Genomic DNA, 19,675 nt, shown 5'->3' with positions numbered 1-19,675 from the left:
TATTGTTATTTCGAGACCCCGGGAGGACCCCCTCCTCCCGGGATGGAGCTGCAGACTACAGAAACGATTACTTCTTGCTCAGGCTCAGAACATAAGCAGTGAGGATGTGGACCTTGTCCTCGCCGAGGAATTCACCGAAGGCTGGCATCTTGTTGTTGCGTCCGTTGGTGACGGTTTCGATGATCACCGCTTCCGACGAGCCGTACAGCCAGGTGTTGTCGGTCAGGTTGGGCGCACCGAGCATCGGGTTGCCCTTGGCGTCTGCACCGTGGCAAGCCACGCAGTTGTTCTCGAAGGCTTCCTTGCCGCGCTGGGCACGCACCGAGTCATGAGCGAGGCCGTTCATCGAACGCACGTAGTTGGCCACATCCTTCACGCCATCGGCGCCGAGTGTCTGGCCGAACGGGATCATCACGCCATTGCGCCCATTGGTGATGGTTTCGCGGATGTTCTCCGGTGCCCCTCCCCACAACCACTCGCTGTCGGTCAGGTTGGGGAAGCTCTTCGCACCCTGCGCAGCTGCCCCGTGGCACTGCTGGCAGTAGGTCAGGAACATCCGCTGCCCCATCGCTACCGCTTCCGGATCGGCGGCAACCGCCATCACGTCCATCTCGCGATATTTGGCGAACACCGGGCCAAAACGCTCCTCACCTGCCCTCATCTCGGCTTCGTACTGCGCCAGTTGGCCACGGTGCTGGTTGACGTTGCCGAAACCGGGGTAGATGGCCAGGTAAGCGATGCCGAAGAAGACGGTGATCCAGAACAGGTACATCCACCACCGCGGCAGGGGGTTGTTGTACTCGGCGAGCGTCTCGTCCCACACGTGACCGTGCAACTCGACCGGCCCCTTCTCGCGCTTGGTCATGTTCGACACCAGCACGAACACACAGAACAGGATGGAGAGGGTCACGAGGACCATCACATACATGTTCCAGAAACCGCTGATAAAGTCAGCCATTTGTTTTTCCCTCAAGGTCTTGCCGGCCGCCCTGGGCCGGCAGGTCATCATCGCTCAGGGGCAGGCGTGCCGCCGCGTCGAAACCAGCCTTCGCATGATTGCTGTATGCCCAGGCGCAGATGGCCAGAAAGCAAAGCAGGCCAAGGACAGTGATCAGGCTTCGGATGTCATTTATATCCACGGCGTGCTCCCCCTTACCTGAAGCTCGAAATCGCGGTACCCATGCCCTGCAGGTAGGCCACGACTGCGTCGAGTTCAGTCTTGCCTTCAAGCGCAGCCGGTGCGGCGGCGATCTCTTCGTCGCTGTACTTGTGCAGACCAACCTTGTTGAGCGCACGCATCTTGTCCTGGATGTCGTCGCCTCTAACCGGACGATCAAGCCAGGGGAACGCCGGCATGTTGGACTCCGGGACCACGTCGCGCGGATTCAGCAGATGGACCCGCTGCCATTCGTCCGAGTAGCGACCGCCGACTCGCGCCAGGTCGGGACCGGTGCGCTTCGAGCCCCACTGGAACGGGTGGTCGTAAATGTACTCACCAGCCACCGAGTAGTGACCGTAGCGCTCGGTCTCGGCGCGGAACGGACGAATCATCTGCGAATGGCAGTTGTAGCAGCCTTCCCGGACATAGATGTCGCGACCGATCAGACGAACCGGGTCATAGGGCTTCACGTCGAGCGCATTGCCCTTCTGGTCGATCGGCGTCGTGGTCGAGTGCTGGAAGAACAAGGGCACGATTTCCACCAGACCGCCCACGCTGACAGTAAGCAGCGTGAGCACGATCAGCAGGAATACGTTGCTTTCGATCTTTTCGTGTTTGATTTTGGCCATGTTGTTCTCCGATCAGGCGTGGGCAGCCGCAGGCGCGAGCACCGGGGCGTCGTAGGCCTTCTGGCCGGCGATCGTCTTCACCATGTTGTAGAACATGATGAACATGCCGGTGAGGAAGAGCGCGCCGCCGATGAAGCGGATGGTCCAGAACGGATAGCTGGCCTTGACGCTTTCGACGAAGGAGTAGGTGAGCGTGCCGTCCGGGTTGGTGGCTCGCCACATCAGGCCCTGCATCACACCCGAGATCCACATCGACGCGATGTATAGCACGATGCCGATGGTGGCAATCCAGAAGTGGGCGTTGATCAGCTTCACGCTGTACATCTCGGTCTTGCCGTACAGGCGCGGCAGCAGGAAGTACACCGAGCCGATCGAGATCATCGCCACCCAGCCCAGCGCACCGGAGTGCACGTGACCGACGGTCCAGTCGGTGTAGTGCGACAGCGCGTTGACCGTCTTGATCGACATCATCGGGCCTTCGAAGGTGGACATGCCGTAGAAGGACAGCGAGGTGATGAGGAACTTCAGGATCGGGTCGGTGCGCAGCTTGTGCCAGGCGCCCGACAGGGTCAGCACGCCGTTGATCATGCCGCCCCAGGACGGTGCCAGCAGGATCAGCGAGAACACCATGCCGACGGACTGGGTCCAGTCGGGCAGCGCGGTGTAGTGCAGGTGGTGCGGACCCGCCCACATGTAGGTGAAGATCAGCGCCCAGAAGTGCACCACCGACAGGCGGTAGGAGTACACCGGACGGTCGGCCTGCTTGGGCACGAAGTAGTACATCATGCCCAGGAAGCCCGCGGTCAGGAAGAAGCCCACCGCGTTGTGGCCGTACCACCACTGCACCATCGCGTCCTGAACGCCCGCATAGGCCGAGTAGGACTTCATCGAGGTGAGCGAGACCGGGATCGCTGCGCTGTTGACTATGTGCAGCAGCGCGACGGTTAGGATGAAGCCGCCGAAGAACCAGTTCGCGACGTAGATGTGCGAGACCTTGCGCTTGGCGACGGTGCCGAAGAACACGATGGCGTAGGACACCCACACGATCGCGATCAGGATGTCGATCGGCCACTCGAGCTCGGCGTATTCCTTCGAGCTGGTGTAGCCCAGCGGCAGGGTGATCGCGGCGAGCACGATGACCAGTTGCCAGCCCCAGAACGTGAACGCGGCCAGTCCGGGGGCGAACAGGCGAGTGTGACAGGTGCGCTGGACCACGTAGTAGGACGTGGCGAACAGCGCGCAGCCACCGAACGCGAAGATCACGGCGTTGGTGTGCAGCGGACGGAGCCTGCCGAAGTGCAGGAATTCGTGAACGTTCAGTTCGGGCCATACGAGCTGTGCCGCGGCGATCACGCCGACCAGCATGCCCACAATGCCCCACACCACCGTCATGATGGCGAACTGCCGCACGACTTTATAGTTATAAGTCGCTTGCGATTGCATGTGAGTCACCTCTTCGTTTTAAAAACCTTGCTTGCGCAGCACCCCTCGGTGGCTGCACGTGCTACCCAGCCGGTGGAGAATACCCCTCCGCCGAGGACGCAATTTGACACAGATCAACATTGTATTGCACCCCAGCAGGGTCCGGAAGCGAAAATTGGAAGAAGTCCAAAAAGCCTCGCAAACCGGCGCCGTTACTGGATTGTGCGTTGCCACAATGCGGCATCGAGGCACCTTCGGGGGCAGGTGACGTCGAGGTGAAAGTCGTGCAGTGCGAGTCGGAACCTGAGGGCCGGGGTGCGAGCCGGCTGGCAATCAAGGCTGATCGTCCAGGCCAAAAAAAAGGGTGCGTATGCACGCACCCCCAACCCCAACAGAGAGACAAAAATTCGGTTCGACCACCGGCACGCCGTGCCAATTGATCAACACGTCCCATTGTGCCCATGCCGCTCGCGCGCATGTTGACCTAGGTCAACCCGAAAACAGATCAATCGCTCTTTGGCCGATCATCCGTTTGATCGCCTGCCGCTTCGCGCTCACCCTCCCGGGCTGCGGGGCGCTCATCACGGTCATCCATGAGCAGCCGATAGGCGGGCCCCTCGAGGTCGTCATACTGCCCGCTGCGCAGCGACCACCAGAAGAGCACGCCGATCACGAACACCAGCAAGACCGAAATCGGGATCAGCAGATACAGGCTCTCCATCGCAATCCTCCGTGTGCCTCAGTGACGCTCGGGCACGCGTTGCAGACGCATCGCGTTGAGCACGACCAGCAGCGAACTCGCGGCCATGCCGATCCCTGCCATCCACGGCGTGACCAGGCCTGCCATCGCGAGCGGCACCGATGTGAAGTTGTATGCAAAGGACCACCACAGATTCTGGCGGATGATCCGCAGGGTCTTGCGCGACAGATCAATCCCGCGCCCCAGGCTGGCGAGATTCTCGTTCAGTAGCACGATATCGGCCTGGTTGCGCGCCAGGTCCGTCCCACCCCCCATCGCGACGGAGACGTGCGCCTGCGCGAGCACCGGCGCGTCATTCACGCCATCGCCCACCATGACGATCACGGCGTCCGGGTCGTTCTGCATCGCCGCGATGGCCTGCTGCTTGCCTTGCGGACTCAAGCCGCCCTGCGCGTCGCCGATGCCGAGCGCCCCCGCCACGCTGGCAACGACTGCCGGCGCATCGCCCGAGAGCACGCTCATGCCGATCCCCTCGCCAGCCAGGCGGCTGGTGAGCACGGCGGCCTCCTCACGCAACTGGTCCGCCAGCCGGAACAGCCCCAACCAGCCCGAACGCGCCGCCAGGCCGATCACCGTTCCGCCACGTGCGACGAAGTCTTCCAGCCCCGCAGGTGACGCAAGACCGGCGGCACGCGCGACGTAGTCCGGACGGCCGATCCAGAACGCCTCGCCCTCCACGACGCCGCGCATTCCCAGCCCCGTTTCAGCCTGCACATCCGACGCCGTCGGCAGGGCCTGACCGGCACTCGCCTCGCGCAGGCCGGCTGCGACCGGATGCTCGGAGCCCTGCTCGATCGCTGCCGCCAGGCGCACCAGCCCAGCTTCTTCAAGATCGCCGAGCACCCGCAGTTCCTCGAGATGCATGCGGCCGTGGGTCAGGGTTCCCGTCTTGTCGAATACGAAATGGTTTGCCCGCGCCAGGGTTTCGACGGCGTGGCCGCGGGTGACGAGCACCCCCATGCGGGCGAGCGCATCGGTCGCCACGGTCAGTGCGGTCGGCGTCGCGAGCGAGAGTGCGCACGGACAGGCAACCACCAGTACCGACACGAACACCCATAGCGCGCGCTCCGGCTCGATGACGTACCAGGCGATCCCGGTGAGCCCCGCGAGCACCAGCAGCGTGACGATGAAATACACCGCCACGCGGTCCGACAGCGCCGCAATCCGCGGCTTCTCGGTCGCAGCGCGCTCCATCAGGCGGCGAATGGCGGCGAGACGGGTAGCGTCGCCCACGTGCTCGACGCGCAGCAACAGGGGCGACGACACATTGATGCTGCCGCCCGTGACCCGATCGCCGACGCCCTTGGGCACCGGCAGGCTCTCGCCGGTGAGCAGCGCCTCGTTGGCCTCGCCCACACCTTCGACGACGATGCCATCCACCGGGATCGCCTCGCCGGGCCGCACCCGCACGATGTCGCCGGCCACGAGCTGCGACGTCGGCACGCGATCCCCCGCGCCCTGCTGCGGCCAGCCGTCGATGCGCTCGGCAAACGACGGCAGCGCCTTGCCCAGCTCCTCGACCCCCCGCACGGCCTTCTGGCGCGCAAGCATTTCCAGATAGCGCCCGCCGAGCAGGAAGAACACGAACATCGTGACCGAATCGAAATACACCTCGGGGCCGTCGGTCAGCGTCGCCCACAGGCTGGCGGCGAACGCACTGCCCACGCCGAGCGCCACCGGTACATCCATGCCGAGGCGGCGCAGACGCACATCGCGCCACGCACGCTGGAAGAAAGGCGCCGCCGAATACAGCACCACCGGAAGCGTGAGCAACAGGCTGGCCCAGCGCAGCAGCAGCTCGATGTCCCAGGTCATATCGCCCTCGCCGGCCACGTAGACCGGGAAGGCGTACATCATCACCTGCATCATCCCGAAGCCGGCGACGAACACCCGCCAAAGCATCGAGCGCCGCTCGCGGTTGGCGATCTGCTCGGAACGCTCGGCGTCGTAGGGGTAGGCGCGGTAACCGATGGCCTGGACCGCGGCCAGAATGTCCGAGAGCTTGATGCTGCGCTCGTCCCAGCGCACGCGCGCACGCCGGGTGGCGTAGTTGATCTGGATGGCCGACACGCCGGGCAGGCGGGCGACGTGGTTCTCGTTGAGCCACACGCAGGCGGCACAGGTGATGCCCTCGAGGATCAGCGAGGCCTCGCGTTCGTGCTCGCCCACCGGACGCACGAAGCTCTTCTGAAAGTCGGGGTGATCGAAGAGGCCGAGCTCCTGCAACTCGACCGGCATTGCCTCGCGCCGCGTCTCCGGCATCGCATCGCGGTGGCGATAGTAGTCGACGAGCCCGTTGTCGACGATGGACTGCGCGACCGCCTCGCAGCCGACACAACACATGCGGCGCCGGCGCCCGTCGATCTGCACGTAATGCCGCGTATCGGACGGAATCGGCAGGCCGCAGTGATAGCAGTCGATCTCGGCTGCATCATCGGCCAAGGCAACGGGCAGGTCGGCAGAAGTCATGGGCGCAAATACTGAGCCGCCCCGGACGGCATGGCCGTTCGAGGCGGAGCGAAAGGGAGCCAGGGTTTTAGCACATTTCACCGACACCGACCATTGCGCTGCAGCATCCCGCGCTGCAGCGCACCGCCGCCAGTCATGATCGACCGGCTCCCCGAGCCCTCACTTGGCCGCCATGCGGATCGCGCCGTCGAGGCGGATCACCTCGCCATTCAGGTAGGGATTCTCGACGATGTGACGGACCAGGCCAGCGAACTCGGCAGGCTTACCCAAGCGCGAGGGGAAGGGAACCATCTTGCCGAGCGCATCCTGCACCTCCTGCGGCATGCCCATCAGCATTGGCGTCTCCATGATGCCGGGCGCGATCGCCATCACGCGGATGCCGAAACGCGACAGTTCGCGCGCCACCGGCAGCGTCAAGCCGACCACACCGGCCTTCGAAGAGGCATAACCGGCTTGGCCGATCTGGCCGTCGAAAGCGGCAACCGAGGCAGTATTGATGATGACGCCGCGCTCGCCGCCAGCGTCGGGCTCGGCCTTGCTCATGACATCGGCGGCCAGCCGCAGCATGTTGAAGGTGCCGATGAGGTTGATCGCGACCGTGCGCGCAAAGCTGTCGAGCTTGTGCGGCGCTTCGCGGCCGATGACCTTCTCGGCCGGCGCCACCCCTGCACAGCTAACCAGGCCGGTCAGGCGGCCAAAACGGCTCACCGCCAGATCGATCGCCGCCTTGCCGCTGTCGGCATCGGTCACGTCGGTCAGCGCGAACGCCGCAGCACTGCCAAGTTTTGCCGCCAACGCCTCGCCAGCTTCACGATTGACGTCCGCCAGCACGACCTTCGCGCCAGCGTCGACCAGCATCTGTGCGGTGGCAGCGCCCAAGCCCGAGCCGCCGCCCGTCACCACGAAAACACCATTCTGGATCTGCATTCGCTTTCTCTCCCAAGACAAGCCGTCGCCGCACGATGAGGCAAGCGCAGATCGCTGCACCCGGCGCCGACATCGGCGGCAACCTTAGTTTGCGTTAACGTAAACGTCAACTATCCGAAGGGCTCATCACCCTTCGCCCCCGCTCAGCCGCCCAGCCTCTGACCGAGTGATCAGCCCAGCGGAAGACCGCCGCGCTGCCGTCCCATCCGGGAATCAGGCCGCCGTTGCCGGATTCCCGGCGGGGACCTCATCGAGCGCCAGATCGACCATCAGTTCATTGGCCAGCGCCTCCAGGTCGGCGCGGATGCCCGCAAGGTCGGCCGCGGCCGGCACCGACAGCTCCGCACGCGCCCGAAACAGCGTCTCGCCGCTCATCGATGCACTCTCGCAGGCGGTCTCCAGTGCCTCGATACTGACGCCGTGGTGGGCGAGGACAGTCGAGATCTCGCGCACGATCCCCGGTCGGTCATGCCCAACCAGGTCGAGACACACACGCTGCGCCGCGGCTACAGCAAGCGGGCCACCCCGTGCAATCGCCACACGCAAGCCCTCCGACTCCAGCCCGCGCAGCGCAGCCTCCAGCGTCTCGAGCGCTGCAGTGTCGGCCTCCAGCCTGACCACCCCAGCGAACTGGCCGGCCAGATGGGCCATGCGGCTCTCCATCCAGTTGGCACCGCACTGACTTGCACGCGCGGAAACCGCGCTGACCAAACCGGGCCGGTCCGGGCCGATGAGGGTGAGGATCAGGGAAGTCTTCATGTTCGCGCTCCCGAAAGGGCAAGCCATGCACAACCACCGGGGCACAGGACACCGGACTACACGAAGTTCTGCGCAGGATCAAAAGGCAGACGTCGTGGGCTTGCGATAATTAAAAAAGGAAATGACACGATAACCCACCCATCCGGCGAAGGGGAGAACATCGCCGGCGTCGCACGCAGAGAGGAGGAAACCGATGAAATCACCCCGCTTCCACGCGCAGAAGGCAGACGGCCTGTATCAGCCAATCCCCTTTCTTTTCGTGACCGAGCGCATGTGCCGCGAGATTCTCGACGAGCGCGACGAGATCGTCGCCGCCATGCCCGCCACCGCCCGCAAGCGCCAGCAGGCGCTCTTCGCACGCTACGACCCGAACGTCAGCGCCGAGGCATTCAGCGGACTACTGAACCTGTTCGACAGCCGACCGGCCTGATGACCGCCGCCGTCAGGAAGAGGCGCGACCGGGGAAGCACGGTCGCCGGATCACGGAAATCCGCATACTCCGTGGCCACCCGGCGCCGAAAAGCAAAAAGGGCGATCCCGAAGGACCGCCCTGAGTGCTTGAATCGACTGGTGCCGGAGATAGGAGTCGAACCTACGACCTTCGCATTACGAATGCGCTGCTCTACCAACTGAGCTACACCGGCTAAGGGCGCGGATAATACCCCACCGGACCCTGCTCGGCAACCACCGCAACGGAGTTCGCAGGCTTTCGCGATGCGCACGAGTGCGATAAGGAAAACTTTCTGCGCAATCTACTTTTTCGTATGGGACTCCATTAGAATGCGCACCAATTCAGGGCGGAGGAGACAAGCCCGATTCTAGAGCGCAGCGCTGCGGGAGACTCGGTCTTCCGCAGCAGCCGCGCCACCGTCTGCCTGCAAGCGGCGGTCCTCGGGCCTTCCTGTTTCATCTCCCGCACCCTGCAACGCTCCAATTCCCATGTTCGGCCTGGACCTTCTCGAGATCGCCTTGATCGGCATCGCCGCCTTTGCCGCTGGTGCGGTTAACTCGGTCGCCGGCGGCGGCACCTTCTTTTCCTTCCCGGCTCTGCTCGCGGTCGGCGTGCCACCGGTCGTCGCCAACGCCAGCAACTCCGTTTCGCTGTGGCCGGGCAGCCTGGCCGGCGCATGGGCCTTCCGCCGCGAACTGAAGCGCTTTTCCCGCAGCCTGCCCATCCTGTCCGTGGTCGCCTTCATCGGCGGCATCGCCGGCGGATTGCTGCTGCTCGCGACCTCGAACGCCGCATTCGCCATGCTGATTCCCTGGCTGCTGCTGGTTGCCACGGTGCTGTTCGCCTTCAGCGCGCAAATCTCCGCACTGATCAAGAAATGGAAGCCGACGCCAGCCGGCGTCGACGAGCGCCACATCGGTCCGGGCGGCTACCTCTTCCAGCTCGTGGTGTCGGTGTACGGCGGTTTCTTCGGCGCGGGCATGGGCATCCTGATGATTGCGGCGCTCGCCATCCAGGGCTTCAAGGACGTGCATGAGATCAACGCGCTGAAGAACTGGCTGTCAGCCGTGATCTACAGCGTCGCGGTCTGCACCTTCGTGATCGCCGACGCCGTGTCCTGGCCGCACACGCTGATCATGCTCGTCACCGCCACCATCGGCGGCTACTGGGGTGCGGCCGTGGCGCGCAAGCTGCCGGCGATCTGGCTGCGGCGCTTCATCATTGCGGTGGGCGGACTGCTGACGCTGTACTACTTCGGCAAGACGCTCTGAGCCCCGTGTTCGCCGGCCTGTCCGCCGCGCTCGGCGCCGGCTTGCTATGGGGGCTGGTGTTCCTGACGCCCCTGGTGCTGCACGACTACCCCGGCTTCATGCTCGCCGTCGGCCGCTACCTGGCCTTCGGCGTGCTGGCGCTCGGGCTCGCGTGGTTCGACCGCAAGGCGCTGGCCCGCCTCGACCGCGCCGACTGGATCGAGGCCGCCAAGCTCGCCCTGATCGGTAACCTCTTCTATTACGCCACCCTGGCGAGCGCGATCCAGCTCGCCGGCGCGCCAGTGCCGACGCTGATCATCGGCACGCTGCCGGTCGTGATCGCGGTAAGCGCGAACCTGCTCGACCGCCGTCGCGGCGGCGGCGAGGACAGCGCGCCCTGGCTGCGCCTGGTGGCGCCCCTCGCACTGATCCTGGCCGGACTGCTGGTGGCGCACAGCGACAGCGCAGCGCAGGCCGACGCGAGCGGCGGCGGCGACTACCTCGCCGGTCTCGCCCTCGCCTTGTGCGCGCTCGCATGCTGGACCTGGTACCCGATTCGCAACAGCCGCTGGCTGCGCGCGCGCGGACCGGGCCTGTCGCGTGCATGGGCCACCGCACAGGGCCTGGCGACACTGCCGCTGGCGATCGCGGCCGGCCTCGGCTACTGGCTGTGGGACAGCCTGACCGCCGGCGGCGGCGCGGGCTTCGCGTGGCCGCTCGGCCCGCGGCCACTGCATTTCGTGCTGATGAGCCTGCTGCTCGGTCTGGCCGCGTCCTGGCTCGGCACGCTGCTGTGGAACCGGGCCAGCCACCTGCTGCCCGCCGCCCTCGTCGGCCAGTTGATCGTGTTCGAGACGCTCGCCGCCCTGCTCTACGCCTTCATCTGGTACGGCCGCTGGCCGACGCTGGCCGAGGCTACCGGCATCGCGTTGTTGATCCTCGGCGTGATCGGCGGCGTGCGTGTGTTCCGCCGTACGCGGCGCCAGCCGGCCAGTTGAGACACGCTGGCGATCCGCCACGACCACCACCGGTGCCAGCATCCGGCGTACGCGATATCATGCGGGCTCTTTTGCGTCGCAACATTTCCCGCGTGTGATCGTTTCCCACTCATGGACCAGCTGACCCAGATCATCCTCCAGGCCGGCCGCTCGGCGGTCGAGCTCTCGCTCTTCGTGCTGCTGCCGATCATGGTGGTCATGCTGTCGCTGATGCGCCTGCTCGAAGCCCGTGGCGTGCTCGACTGGGTGGTCGCACGCCTCGCGCCGCTGCTACGCCCGGCCGGCCTCACCGGGCTGGGCGTGTTTGCCGCGTTGCAGATCAACCTGGTGAGCTTCGCCGCACCGATGGCCACGCTGACGATGATGGAGAGCCGCGGCGCCTCCGACCGCCACCTCGCGGCGACGCTGGCGATGGTGATGGCGATGGCCCAGGCCAACGTCACCTTCCCGATGGCGGCGATGGGCCTGGCGTTCGGACCGGCGTTGCTGCTTTCAATCGTGGGCGGAGTGATGGCGGCTGCGGCGACATACCACCTCTTCGGCCGCAGGCTGTCGAGCGTCGAAGCGACGATGGACGAGACCTTGCACCACCGCGTCGCCGACGACGCCAAAGGGGTGCTCGACGTGATCAACCGCGCTGGCGCCGAGGCTTTCAAGATCTCGGTCGGCGCCATCCCGATGCTGGTATTGGCGCTGGTGGCCGTGATGGCGCTGCGCGCAAGTGGCGGCATCGACCTCCTGACCGGCCTGCTCACCCCGCTCTTGCGCACCTTCGACCTCGACCCCGCGCTGATCTTGCTCACGCTGACCAAGTACATCGCCGGCGGCACCGCAATGATGGGGGTGATGGACGAGATGCTGAAGGCGGGGACGACCTCCATCGACACGCTCAACGCCAGCGCCGGGTTCCTGATCCACCCTTTCGACGTCGCCGGCGTTGCGGTGCTGATCTCGGCCGGGCGTCGCGTCGCGGCCGTCTGGAAACCCGCGGCGCTCGGCGCCGTGGTCGGCATCGCGGTGCGAACCGTGGGCCACGGGCTGCTGTAAGCTCGAGCCACCCGGCTTTCACCGCCGCGGTTTCGACCCCACTGAATCGACCACGCCACACCACGCCCACACCGCAACCGAACCGTGCAGCGCCCCTGCACGCGTGCTACCGGCCCGAGAACATGATCGCAGCCCTCACCCTGCTCCTGGTTTTCCAGCTTATTGGCGAAGTCATCGCGCGCAGCCTCGGGCTGCCGATTCCTGGCCCGGTCATCGGCATGGCGCTGCTCTTTCTCACCCTGATGATCCGGGGCGGACCGGGTGAGGACCTGCGCCTGACCTCCGGGCAGTTGCTCCAGCATCTGTCACTGCTGTTCGTGCCGGCCGGCACCGGCATCGTGCTCTACGGCGACCGCATCGCCGCCGAGTGGCTGCCCTTGCTGGTCGCCCTGTTCCTGAGCACCTTCCTTGCACTGGCGGTGACGGCGCTGGTGCTCAAGGCGCTTACCCACAAGCGCGCCAGACCGAAGTCGGAGGTCAGCCAATGAATCCGAACCTCGAGGAGATCTGGGTCTATCTGTCGGCCTCGCCCCTGCTCGGGCTGACGCTGACGCTGCTTGCCTATCAGCTCGCGTTCTGGATCTACAAGCGCGCCGGCTTTCACCCGCTAGCCAACCCGGTGCTGATCAGCGTGGCCATCCTGGCCGGGCTGTTGCTCATCACCGGCACGCCATACCAGACCTATTTCGACGGCGCGCAATTCATTCACTTCCTGCTTGGCCCGGCCACGGTCGCACTTGCGATTCCGCTTCACGCGCAATGGCCACGGCTCAAGGCAATGGCGGGCCCCCTGACGATCGCGCTCATGGTCGGCTCGCTGACCGCGGCACTTTCGGCCTGGGGAATCGGCGCGCTGCTCGGCGGCAGCCGCGAATCGCTTATGTCGCTTGCTCCCAAGAGCGTCACCACCCCGATCGCGATGGGCGTCGCCGAGCGCATCGGCGGCCTGCCCTCGCTGACCGCGGTGCTGGTGATCAGCACCGGCATCATTGGCGCGGTGTTCGCGCGCAGCATCAACCGCTGGCTGCGTATCGACGACCACGCCGTGCGTGGCTTCGCGATCGGGATCGCCTCGCACGGCATCGGCACCGCGCGCGCCTTCCAGGTCAGCGAACAGGCGGGCGCCTTTGCCGCGCTGGCGATGGGGCTGAACGGTCTGCTCACGGCGGTGTCTTTGCCGTGGATCATGCCCTGGGTCGAGCGCCTGTTCGCGCGCTGAGCCCGCGGCGCCGTTCTTCCATCCGACCACGAGGCCGCCCGCGTGCTCACCGCCCTGTACCGCTGGTTCGACCGTAACCTCCTCGAACTCGGCCGCGAGATGCGGCTCTCCTACCTGCCGCCGCTGATGGTGTACTGCGCGGCGGGGGTGTCGGGCCTCACCGGCATCGTCGGCACCTTCTTCGTCAAGGACTACCTCGGCCTGTCGGCCGCCTTCCTCGCCGCGCTCGGCTTCTGGGCGGGCATCCCGTGGGCGCTGAAGATGCCGATCGGGCATCTGGTCGACCTGCTCTGGCGGCACAAGGCGGGGCTGGTCTACCTCGGCGCCACGCTGATCGCCGCCAGCCTGCTGATCATGATCGGGCTCATCGGCAGCCCGGACGCGATGCGTACGGTGATGCCGATCGAGGCCTGGTTCGTGCTGTCGGTGCTGCTGTCGCCGGTGGGCTACGTGATGCAGGACGCGGTAGCCGACGCGATGACGGTCGAGGCCGTGCCCCGACTGGACGCGCGCGGCGAGCCGATCGGACCGGAGACCATCCGCCTGATGCACACCACCATGCAGATGCTCGGCCGGGTGGCGATCATCGGCGGCACGGTGCTGGTTTCGCTCGCCAACGTGGTGATGTTCCAGGGCTCGGAGGCGCTGCCGGAACCCGAAAAGGTTGCGATCTACCTGCGCATCTACGAGCTCGCGCTGATCATCCCGCTGCTGTCGGTGAGCGGCGTGCTGCTCGGCGGTATCCTCAAGCGCCGCGAGGCAAGGCGGCTGGCCGCGCTCGGGCGCAGCCGCGCCGACATCGACCGCCTGCTCCACGACCCGGAAGAGAAAGCCACGCCCAACTGGTGGATCCTCGGCGGCAGCGCGGTGTTCGTCGCGCTGACCATCACCGTAGGGCTCTCGGGCATCGAGTACGGCCAGGAGATCATCTTCGCGGCCTCGTTCACCATCATCGGCTTCATGATCAGCCGCCTGCTGCGCGAGCTCTCGCCGGAGGCCGCGCGCACCCTGCTCGGCACGGTGATCATCATCTTCGCCTTCCGCGCCCTGCCCGGCCCGGGCGCGGGCGCGAGCTGGTGGATGATCGACGAGCTCGGCTTCGACCAGAGCTTCCTGTCGCGGCTCGACCTCATCACCAGCGCGCTGACGCTCGCCGGCCTGTTCCTGTTCCGCCGCTTCATGGCCGAGAAGTCGATCGCGCAGATCGTGATCTTCCTCACCGTCGCCACCACCGCGCTGTCGCTGCCGATCATCGGCATGTTCCACGGCCTGCACGAATGGACCGCGGCGCACACCGGCGGCGTGGTCGACGCGCGCTTCATCGCGATCGCCAACACCGCGCTCGAGTCTCCGCTCGGCCAGGTGTCGATGGTGCCGATGCTGGCCTGGATCGCCAACTCGGCACCGCCGCATCTGAAGGCGACCTTTTTCGCGGTGATGGCCTCGTTCACCAACCTCGCGCTGTCGGCCTCGCAGCTGGGCACCAAGTACCTGAACCAGATGTACACGATCGCGCGCGAGGTGAAGGACGCGGTCAGCGGCGCCGTCACCACGCCGGCCGACTACGGCGAGCTCGGCGCGCTGCTCGTCACCGTCACCGTGATCGCCCTCATGCTGCCGCTGGCGGCGATCCTGTTTACCCGTCTGGCCGGGCTGCGCAGCGCCTGACGGCACGCACCCCGCCGACGTCGGGCAGCGGAGTTGACCTGCCGCATTGCCATCGCGCAAAGGCAAGCGGAAACTTGAGGCCATTCAACCCTCAGCGAGGCAAACCATGACACCCAGCTCGGTACACGACATCCGCAACCTCGCCCTGCTCGGCCACGCCGGCAGCGGCAAGACCACCCTGGTCGAAGCCCTGCTCGCCGCCGCAGGCGAGATTGGCGCCGCCGGGAGTGTGGAACGCGGTGACACCGTCGCCGACTTCGACCCGCAGGAAAAGGCGATGGGGCACTCGCTGCACGCCGCGCTGGTGCACCTGGAGTGGGCCGGACACTGGATAAACCTGCTCGACACCCCGGGCCTGCCCGACCTGTCCGGGCGCGCCGTGCTCGCTCTCCCCGCGGTCGATACCGCCGCGGTGGTCATCAACGCTGCAGCCGGCATCGAAAGCGGCACGCGTCGCATGATGGATGCGGCCAAGGGCAAATGCCGGATGATCGTGATCAACAAGCTCGACGCCGCCGCCGACCTTGCCACCATGATGGATGCCATCGCCGCCACGTTCGGCCGCGAATGCCTGCCGATCAACCTTCCCGCGCCCGACGGCAGCCGCGTCATCGACTGCTTCTTCGAGCCCGACAACGCGGCTGCGACCGCGTTCTCGAGCGTGTCGGCCGCACATGACGCCATCGTCGACCAGATCGTCGAGCTCGACGAGGCGCTGATGGCGAAGTACCTCGAACAGGGCGAATCGCTTGACCCCAAGCAGTTGCACGCCCCCTTCGAACAGGCCCTGCGCGAGGGCCACCTGGTGCCGGTCTGCTTCGTGTCCGCGCGCACCGGCGCGGGCATCAGCGAACTGCTCGACATTCTCGGCAAGCTCGCCCCCGACCCCACCGAAGCGAACATGCCGGCCTTCCTCAAGGGCGAAGGCACGGCGGCAGAGCCGGCCGAGGTGGTGCTCGACGCCGACCGCCACGTCGTCGCCCATGTGTTCCAGATCGCCAACGACCCGTATCGCGGCAAGCTCGGCTTGTTCCGGGTTCACCAGGGCCAAGTCACACCCAACTCGCAGCTTTACATCGGCGATGGCCGCAAGCCCTTCAAGGTTGCCCACCTGCTGCGCATGCAGGGCAAGAACGCGATCGAAACCACGATGGCCGTACCCGGCGACCTGTGCGCCGTGGCACGCGTGGACGAAATCCAGCGCGACGCAGTGCTGCACGACTCGCACGACGAGGACTTCTACCACCTCGCACCCACCGTCTTCCCACAGCCGGTGTTCGGCCTCGCGCTGATGACGCGCAAGCCCGCCGATGAGCAGAAACTGTCCGAGGCGCTCGCGCGGCTGATGGAAGAAGATCCGTGTCTGGAGGTGAGCTTCGACGCGCGCAACCGTCGCACCGTCGTGCGCGGGCTGGGCGAGCAACACCTCAAGATCGTGCTCGAGGAGCTGTCCGCACGCTGGAACCTGCAGCTCGACACCGCTACCCCGAGCATTCCGTACCGCGAGACGATCTCGGTCGTGGCCGAGGCGCGCTATCGTCACAAGAAGCAGAGCGGCGGCGCCGGCCAGTTCGGCGAGGTCGCGCTACGCGTGGAACCGCTGCCGCGCGGCGCCGGCATCGAGCTTGCCGATGAGGTCAAGGGTGGCACCATCCCGACCAACTTCATGCCTGCAGTGGAAAAAGGCGTGCGCCAGGCACTCGGCGAGGGCGCACTGGCCGGCTTTCCGCTCCAGGACATCCGCGTCGTGATCACCGACGGCAAGCATCACGCGGTGGACTCGAACGAGGTCTCCTTCGTGACCGCCGGACGCCATGCGCTGATCGAAGCGGTGCTGGCCGCGCATCCGATCGTGCTCGAGCCGTTGCTCGATGTGCAGGTGAAGGTGGCCGATACGCTGTTCGGCGAGGTGAGTGCCGAGCTCGCCGGCCGGCGCGGCCGCCTGACCGCGACGGACAGTCCGGCACCGGGATGGACGTTGATCTCGGCGCGCGTGCCGATGGCCGCGCTCGAGGGCTTCGAGAGCCGGCTGAAGGCGATCTGCGCGGGCGAAAGCGAGTTCGTGCTCGAGGCCGGTGGCCACGAGCCAGCACCGCCGGACGTACAATCCGAGCTCACTCGTGTCCACGCCAGCGGTGGCAACGGCAACGGCGCGCACTGATCGCCGTCGCGGGTCCGGCCCTGCAGGGCCGGGCCACAACGGCGCCAAGCTCCGATGAAACTCGATGAACGCCAGCGCGCCTACTGGCGCCGCAACCTGACCTTGACCGTGACGCTGCTCAGCGTCTGGTTCGGCGTGACCTTTGTCGGGGGCTATTTCGCCGACGAACTGAACACGCTGAGTTTTCTGGGTTTTCCGCTGGGTTTCTACCTGTTTGCCCAGGGCTCCCTGCTGATCTATCTGGTGATCATCGTGATCTACGTGTTCGCAATGAACCGTCTCGATCGCCAGTTCCGGATAGACACCCGGCGCTGATCCGGCCGCGCGCAAGCTCAGAAGCAACGCACGCCCCGAGCCATAGACCGCTCACTTCGGCGCCGTCGGCCCTGTCTCTTCCAGCTTCTTGCGCTTGGGCACGATCGGGTGCGCGTGGCGGCTGAGGATGTAGTCGGCAAAGAACTTGAACCAGATCGTCACCCCGGCCGTCGCCGTCCAGGCGTCGAAATCCATCGTACCGGTGAGCACACCGAAGATGACGAAGACGATCACGATGCCGCCGATCGCATTGATCGCCAGCGTGTAGGGTGCGAAACGTGCCGGATTGGCCGGCGGCATGCCGCCCTTGAGCGCCACTTCCGAGAAATCACGCCTGAACAGGATGCGCCACGCCCGCCGGAACCAGAAGAAGGCGATCGGGAACAGGGCGAGAAAGAGGATCCAGTTCAGGGCGATGCTTGCATTGAAGATCATGTGCTACTCCGCTGCGCGCGGGTGAATGCCCGCCAGTCCGCAAGGTGCCACAAAAAGAAAAGCCCCGCCAATGCCGCCGGCGGGGCCCCCGGTCGCGTCACCCGGCAGGAACTGCCCGATGACGCTGCCCGTTAATGACGCTTACTGCTTAGTGCGAGCCATCCACCAGCTTCGAGCCGCGCGGGATACGCACGGATTCCACCATGTGCTGGATGTGCTCGGGCGGCTCCTTGGTCACCTTATCGACCGCGTAGGCGACGATGAAGTTCACCATTGCACCGACCGCACCGAAGGCTTCCGGCGTGATGCCGAAGAAGCTGTTCGGGCCGCCGATCAGGTGCACGAAGTCCGTGCCCTTGATGAAGAAGATGCCCTTGTGCGCAAACACGTAGAACAGGGTGATGAACAGGCCTGCCAGCATGCCGGCGATGGCGCCTTCGCGGTTCATCTTCTTGGAAAAGATGCCCATCATGATCGCCGGGAACAGCGACGAGGCGGCGATACCGAAGGCCAGCGCAACCGTACCGGCGGCGAAGCCCGGCGGGTTGAGACCGAGCCAGCCCGCGATCACGATGGCGACCGCCATCGAGATCTTGCCTGCGAGCAGTTCGTTCTTGTCGCTGATGTTCGGGTTGAACACACCCTTGATCAGGTCATGCGACACCGCGGACGAGATCGCCATCAGCAGGCCGGCAGCGGTCGACAGCGCCGCAGCCAGACCACCCGCAGCAACCAGCGCGATCACCCAGTTGGGCAGCAGCGCGATTTCCGGGTTCGCCATCACGATGATGTCGGCGTTCACCGTCAGCTCGTTGCCCTTCCAGCCCGCAGCTTCAGCCTTGCCCGCCGCGTCGGCGTTCTTGGTCTTGTCGTTGTAGTACTGGATGCGACCATCGCCGTTCTTGTCCTCGAACTTGAGCAGGCCGGTCTTTTCCCAACGCTTCATCCACTCCGGACGTTGCTCGTACTGCAGGCTGTTCTCGGCAGCGTACGGGTCGAGGTTTGCGGTAATCGCTTCGGAATTGACGACCATGCGCCCGGAAGCGTCAGTCTCGAGGCCGACAGCGCTGTTGACCGTGGCGTGCAGGTTCAGCTTGGCCATGGCGGCAACAGCGGGGGCGGTGGTGTACAGCAGGGCGATGAAGACCAGTGCCCAACCCGCCGAGCTACGCGCGTCCTTCACCGTCGGAACGGTGAAGAATCGCATGATGACGTGCGGCAGACCTGCCGTACCGATCATCAGCGACAGCGTGTACATGAACATGTTGAGCATGCTGCCCGGCATCGCAGTGGTGTACTGGTCGAAGCCGAGATCCTTGACCACGAGATCGAGCTTGGACAGCAGCGAGGTTTCGGTCCCCACGATGTCGGAGCCCAGGCCCAGCTGCGGGACCGGGTTGCCGGTGAGCTGCAGCGAGATGAAGATCGCCGGCACCAGGTAGGCCGAGATCAGCACGACGTACTGCGCCACCTGGGTGTAGGTAATGCCCTTCATGCCGCCGAACACCGCGTACATGAACACGATCGCCATACCGAGGTAGATACCGGTTTCGCTCGACACGCCGAGGAAGCGCGAGAACGCCACACCGACGCCGGTCATCTGGCCGATGATGTAGGTCAGCGACGCGGTCAGCAGGCACACCACCGCCACGGTCGATGCCGTCTGCGAGTAGAAGCGGTCGCCGATGAACTGCGGCACGGTGAACTTGCCGAACTTGCGCAGGTACGGTGCCAGCAGCATCGCCAGCAGAACGTAGCCGCCGGTCCAGCCCATCAGGAACAGGCCGCCGCCGTAACCCATGTTGGAAATCAGGCCGGCCATGGAGATGAAGGACGCGGCCGACATCCAGTCGGCCGCAGTGGCCATGCCGTTGGTAACCGGGTGAACGCTGCCGCCCGCGGCATAGAACTCGCTGGTGCTGCCGGCGCGCGCCCAGATGGCGATGCCGATGTACAGCGCGAACGACGCGCCGACCACCAGATAGGTGATTGTCTGAAGATCCATG

Annotated in this window: 19 protein-coding genes and 1 tRNA gene; 9 read left to right on the top strand and 11 right to left on the bottom strand. The window is 65.6% G+C overall.

Annotation, left to right across the window (positions count from 1 at the left end):
• Nucleotides 1-67: 67 nt before the first annotated feature.
• The 8 genes from ccoP to RBT54_RS02035 all read right to left on the bottom strand — a co-directional run bounded on the left by ccoP (nt 68) and on the right by RBT54_RS02035 (nt 8,125).
• The gene (gene ccoP / locus RBT54_RS02070; RefSeq protein WP_320363589.1) at nt 68-958 is read right to left on the bottom strand and encodes a cytochrome-c oxidase, cbb3-type subunit III; all 891 of its coding nucleotides are present in this window, start codon (nt 956-958) and stop codon (nt 68-70) included.
• Nucleotides 951-1,139: a cbb3-type cytochrome c oxidase subunit 3 gene (locus tag RBT54_RS02065; RefSeq protein WP_320363587.1), complete on the bottom strand. Its 189-nt coding sequence runs from the start codon at nt 1,137-1,139 to the stop codon at nt 951-953. Before RBT54_RS02065 ends, ccoP begins: the two co-directional genes overlap by 8 nt.
• Nucleotides 1,140-1,152: 13 nt before the next feature.
• Entirely contained in the window at nt 1,153-1,779 is a 627-nt protein-coding gene (gene ccoO, locus RBT54_RS02060; protein ID WP_413788415.1) for a cytochrome-c oxidase, cbb3-type subunit II, read from the bottom strand.
• 21 nt (nt 1,780-1,800) lie between these two features.
• Nucleotides 1,801-3,231, bottom strand: coding sequence for a cytochrome-c oxidase, cbb3-type subunit I (ccoN, locus tag RBT54_RS02055; protein WP_281049328.1), 1,431 nt, complete (start codon nt 3,229-3,231; stop codon nt 1,801-1,803).
• Between the two features lie 484 nt (nt 3,232-3,715).
• Nucleotides 3,716-3,931, bottom strand: a complete 216-nt coding sequence (gene ccoS / locus RBT54_RS02050) for a cbb3-type cytochrome oxidase assembly protein CcoS (RefSeq protein WP_320363585.1) — start codon at nt 3,929-3,931, stop codon at nt 3,716-3,718.
• An 18-nt stretch (nt 3,932-3,949) separates the two neighbouring features.
• Nucleotides 3,950-6,439, bottom strand: coding sequence for a heavy metal translocating P-type ATPase (locus RBT54_RS02045; RefSeq protein ID WP_320363584.1), 2,490 nt, complete (start codon nt 6,437-6,439; stop codon nt 3,950-3,952).
• 159 nt (nt 6,440-6,598) lie between these two features.
• Complete coding sequence (locus RBT54_RS02040) at nt 6,599-7,366, bottom strand: 3-hydroxyacyl-CoA dehydrogenase (protein WP_320363582.1); 768 nt, start codon at nt 7,364-7,366, stop codon at nt 6,599-6,601.
• A gap of 213 nt (nt 7,367-7,579) precedes the next feature.
• The gene (locus RBT54_RS02035; RefSeq protein WP_320363581.1) at nt 7,580-8,125 is read right to left on the bottom strand and encodes a glycine cleavage system protein R; all 546 of its coding nucleotides are present in this window, start codon (nt 8,123-8,125) and stop codon (nt 7,580-7,582) included.
• A gap of 193 nt (nt 8,126-8,318) precedes the next feature.
• Between RBT54_RS02035 and RBT54_RS02030 the strand changes: the two genes are divergently transcribed.
• Nucleotides 8,319-8,555, top strand: coding sequence for a hypothetical protein (locus RBT54_RS02030; RefSeq protein WP_320363580.1), 237 nt, complete (start codon nt 8,319-8,321; stop codon nt 8,553-8,555).
• A 138-nt stretch (nt 8,556-8,693) separates the two neighbouring features.
• Here RBT54_RS02030 and RBT54_RS02025 read toward each other — a convergent pair.
• Nucleotides 8,694-8,769: transfer RNA gene (locus RBT54_RS02025), tRNA-Thr, on the bottom strand.
• A gap of 295 nt (nt 8,770-9,064) precedes the next feature.
• On the opposite strand from RBT54_RS02025, the gene RBT54_RS02020 reads away from it, so the two are divergent.
• The 8 genes from RBT54_RS02020 to RBT54_RS01985 all read left to right on the top strand — a co-directional run bounded on the left by RBT54_RS02020 (nt 9,065) and on the right by RBT54_RS01985 (nt 17,234).
• Entirely contained in the window at nt 9,065-9,847 is a 783-nt protein-coding gene (locus RBT54_RS02020; protein ID WP_320363579.1) for a sulfite exporter TauE/SafE family protein, read from the top strand.
• 5 nt (nt 9,848-9,852) lie between these two features.
• Nucleotides 9,853-10,824 (top strand): DMT family transporter, encoded by a 972-nt coding sequence (locus tag RBT54_RS02015; protein WP_320363578.1) that lies wholly within the window; start codon nt 9,853-9,855, stop codon nt 10,822-10,824.
• Between the two features lie 111 nt (nt 10,825-10,935).
• Nucleotides 10,936-11,871, top strand: a complete 936-nt coding sequence (locus tag RBT54_RS02010) for a nucleoside recognition family protein (protein ID WP_320363577.1) — start codon at nt 10,936-10,938, stop codon at nt 11,869-11,871.
• A 122-nt stretch (nt 11,872-11,993) separates the two neighbouring features.
• Entirely contained in the window at nt 11,994-12,359 is a 366-nt protein-coding gene (locus RBT54_RS02005) for a CidA/LrgA family protein (protein WP_320363576.1), read from the top strand.
• Nucleotides 12,356-13,090 (top strand): LrgB family protein, encoded by a 735-nt coding sequence (locus RBT54_RS02000; RefSeq protein ID WP_320363575.1) that lies wholly within the window; start codon nt 12,356-12,358, stop codon nt 13,088-13,090. The genes RBT54_RS02005 and RBT54_RS02000 overlap by 4 nt, the downstream gene beginning before the upstream one ends.
• A 42-nt stretch (nt 13,091-13,132) precedes the next feature.
• Entirely contained in the window at nt 13,133-14,758 is a 1,626-nt protein-coding gene (locus RBT54_RS01995; protein ID WP_320363574.1) for a hypothetical protein, read from the top strand.
• Between the two features lie 106 nt (nt 14,759-14,864).
• On the top strand, nt 14,865-16,919 hold the full coding sequence (gene fusA / locus RBT54_RS01990; protein WP_320363573.1) for an elongation factor G: 2,055 nt from the start codon (nt 14,865-14,867) through the stop codon (nt 16,917-16,919).
• A 54-nt stretch (nt 16,920-16,973) separates the two neighbouring features.
• Nucleotides 16,974-17,234: a DUF4212 domain-containing protein gene (locus RBT54_RS01985; RefSeq protein ID WP_320363572.1), complete on the top strand. Its 261-nt coding sequence runs from the start codon at nt 16,974-16,976 to the stop codon at nt 17,232-17,234.
• Between the two features lie 51 nt (nt 17,235-17,285).
• Here the strand turns inward: RBT54_RS01985 and RBT54_RS01980 are convergent, their stop codons facing one another.
• Both RBT54_RS01980 and RBT54_RS01975 read right to left on the bottom strand, forming a co-directional pair.
• Complete coding sequence (locus tag RBT54_RS01980) at nt 17,286-17,669, bottom strand: hypothetical protein (RefSeq protein WP_320363571.1); 384 nt, start codon at nt 17,667-17,669, stop codon at nt 17,286-17,288.
• A 148-nt stretch (nt 17,670-17,817) separates the two neighbouring features.
• Entirely contained in the window at nt 17,818-19,674 is a 1,857-nt protein-coding gene (locus tag RBT54_RS01975) for a sodium:solute symporter family protein (RefSeq protein WP_320363570.1), read from the bottom strand.
• Between the last annotated feature and the right edge of the window lies 1 nt (nt 19,675).

This window comes from Thauera sp., from assembly GCF_034003485.1.
GTDB lineage: Bacteria > Pseudomonadota > Gammaproteobacteria > Burkholderiales > Rhodocyclaceae > Thauera.
This window is presented reverse-complemented; position numbering and strand designations above follow the sequence as displayed.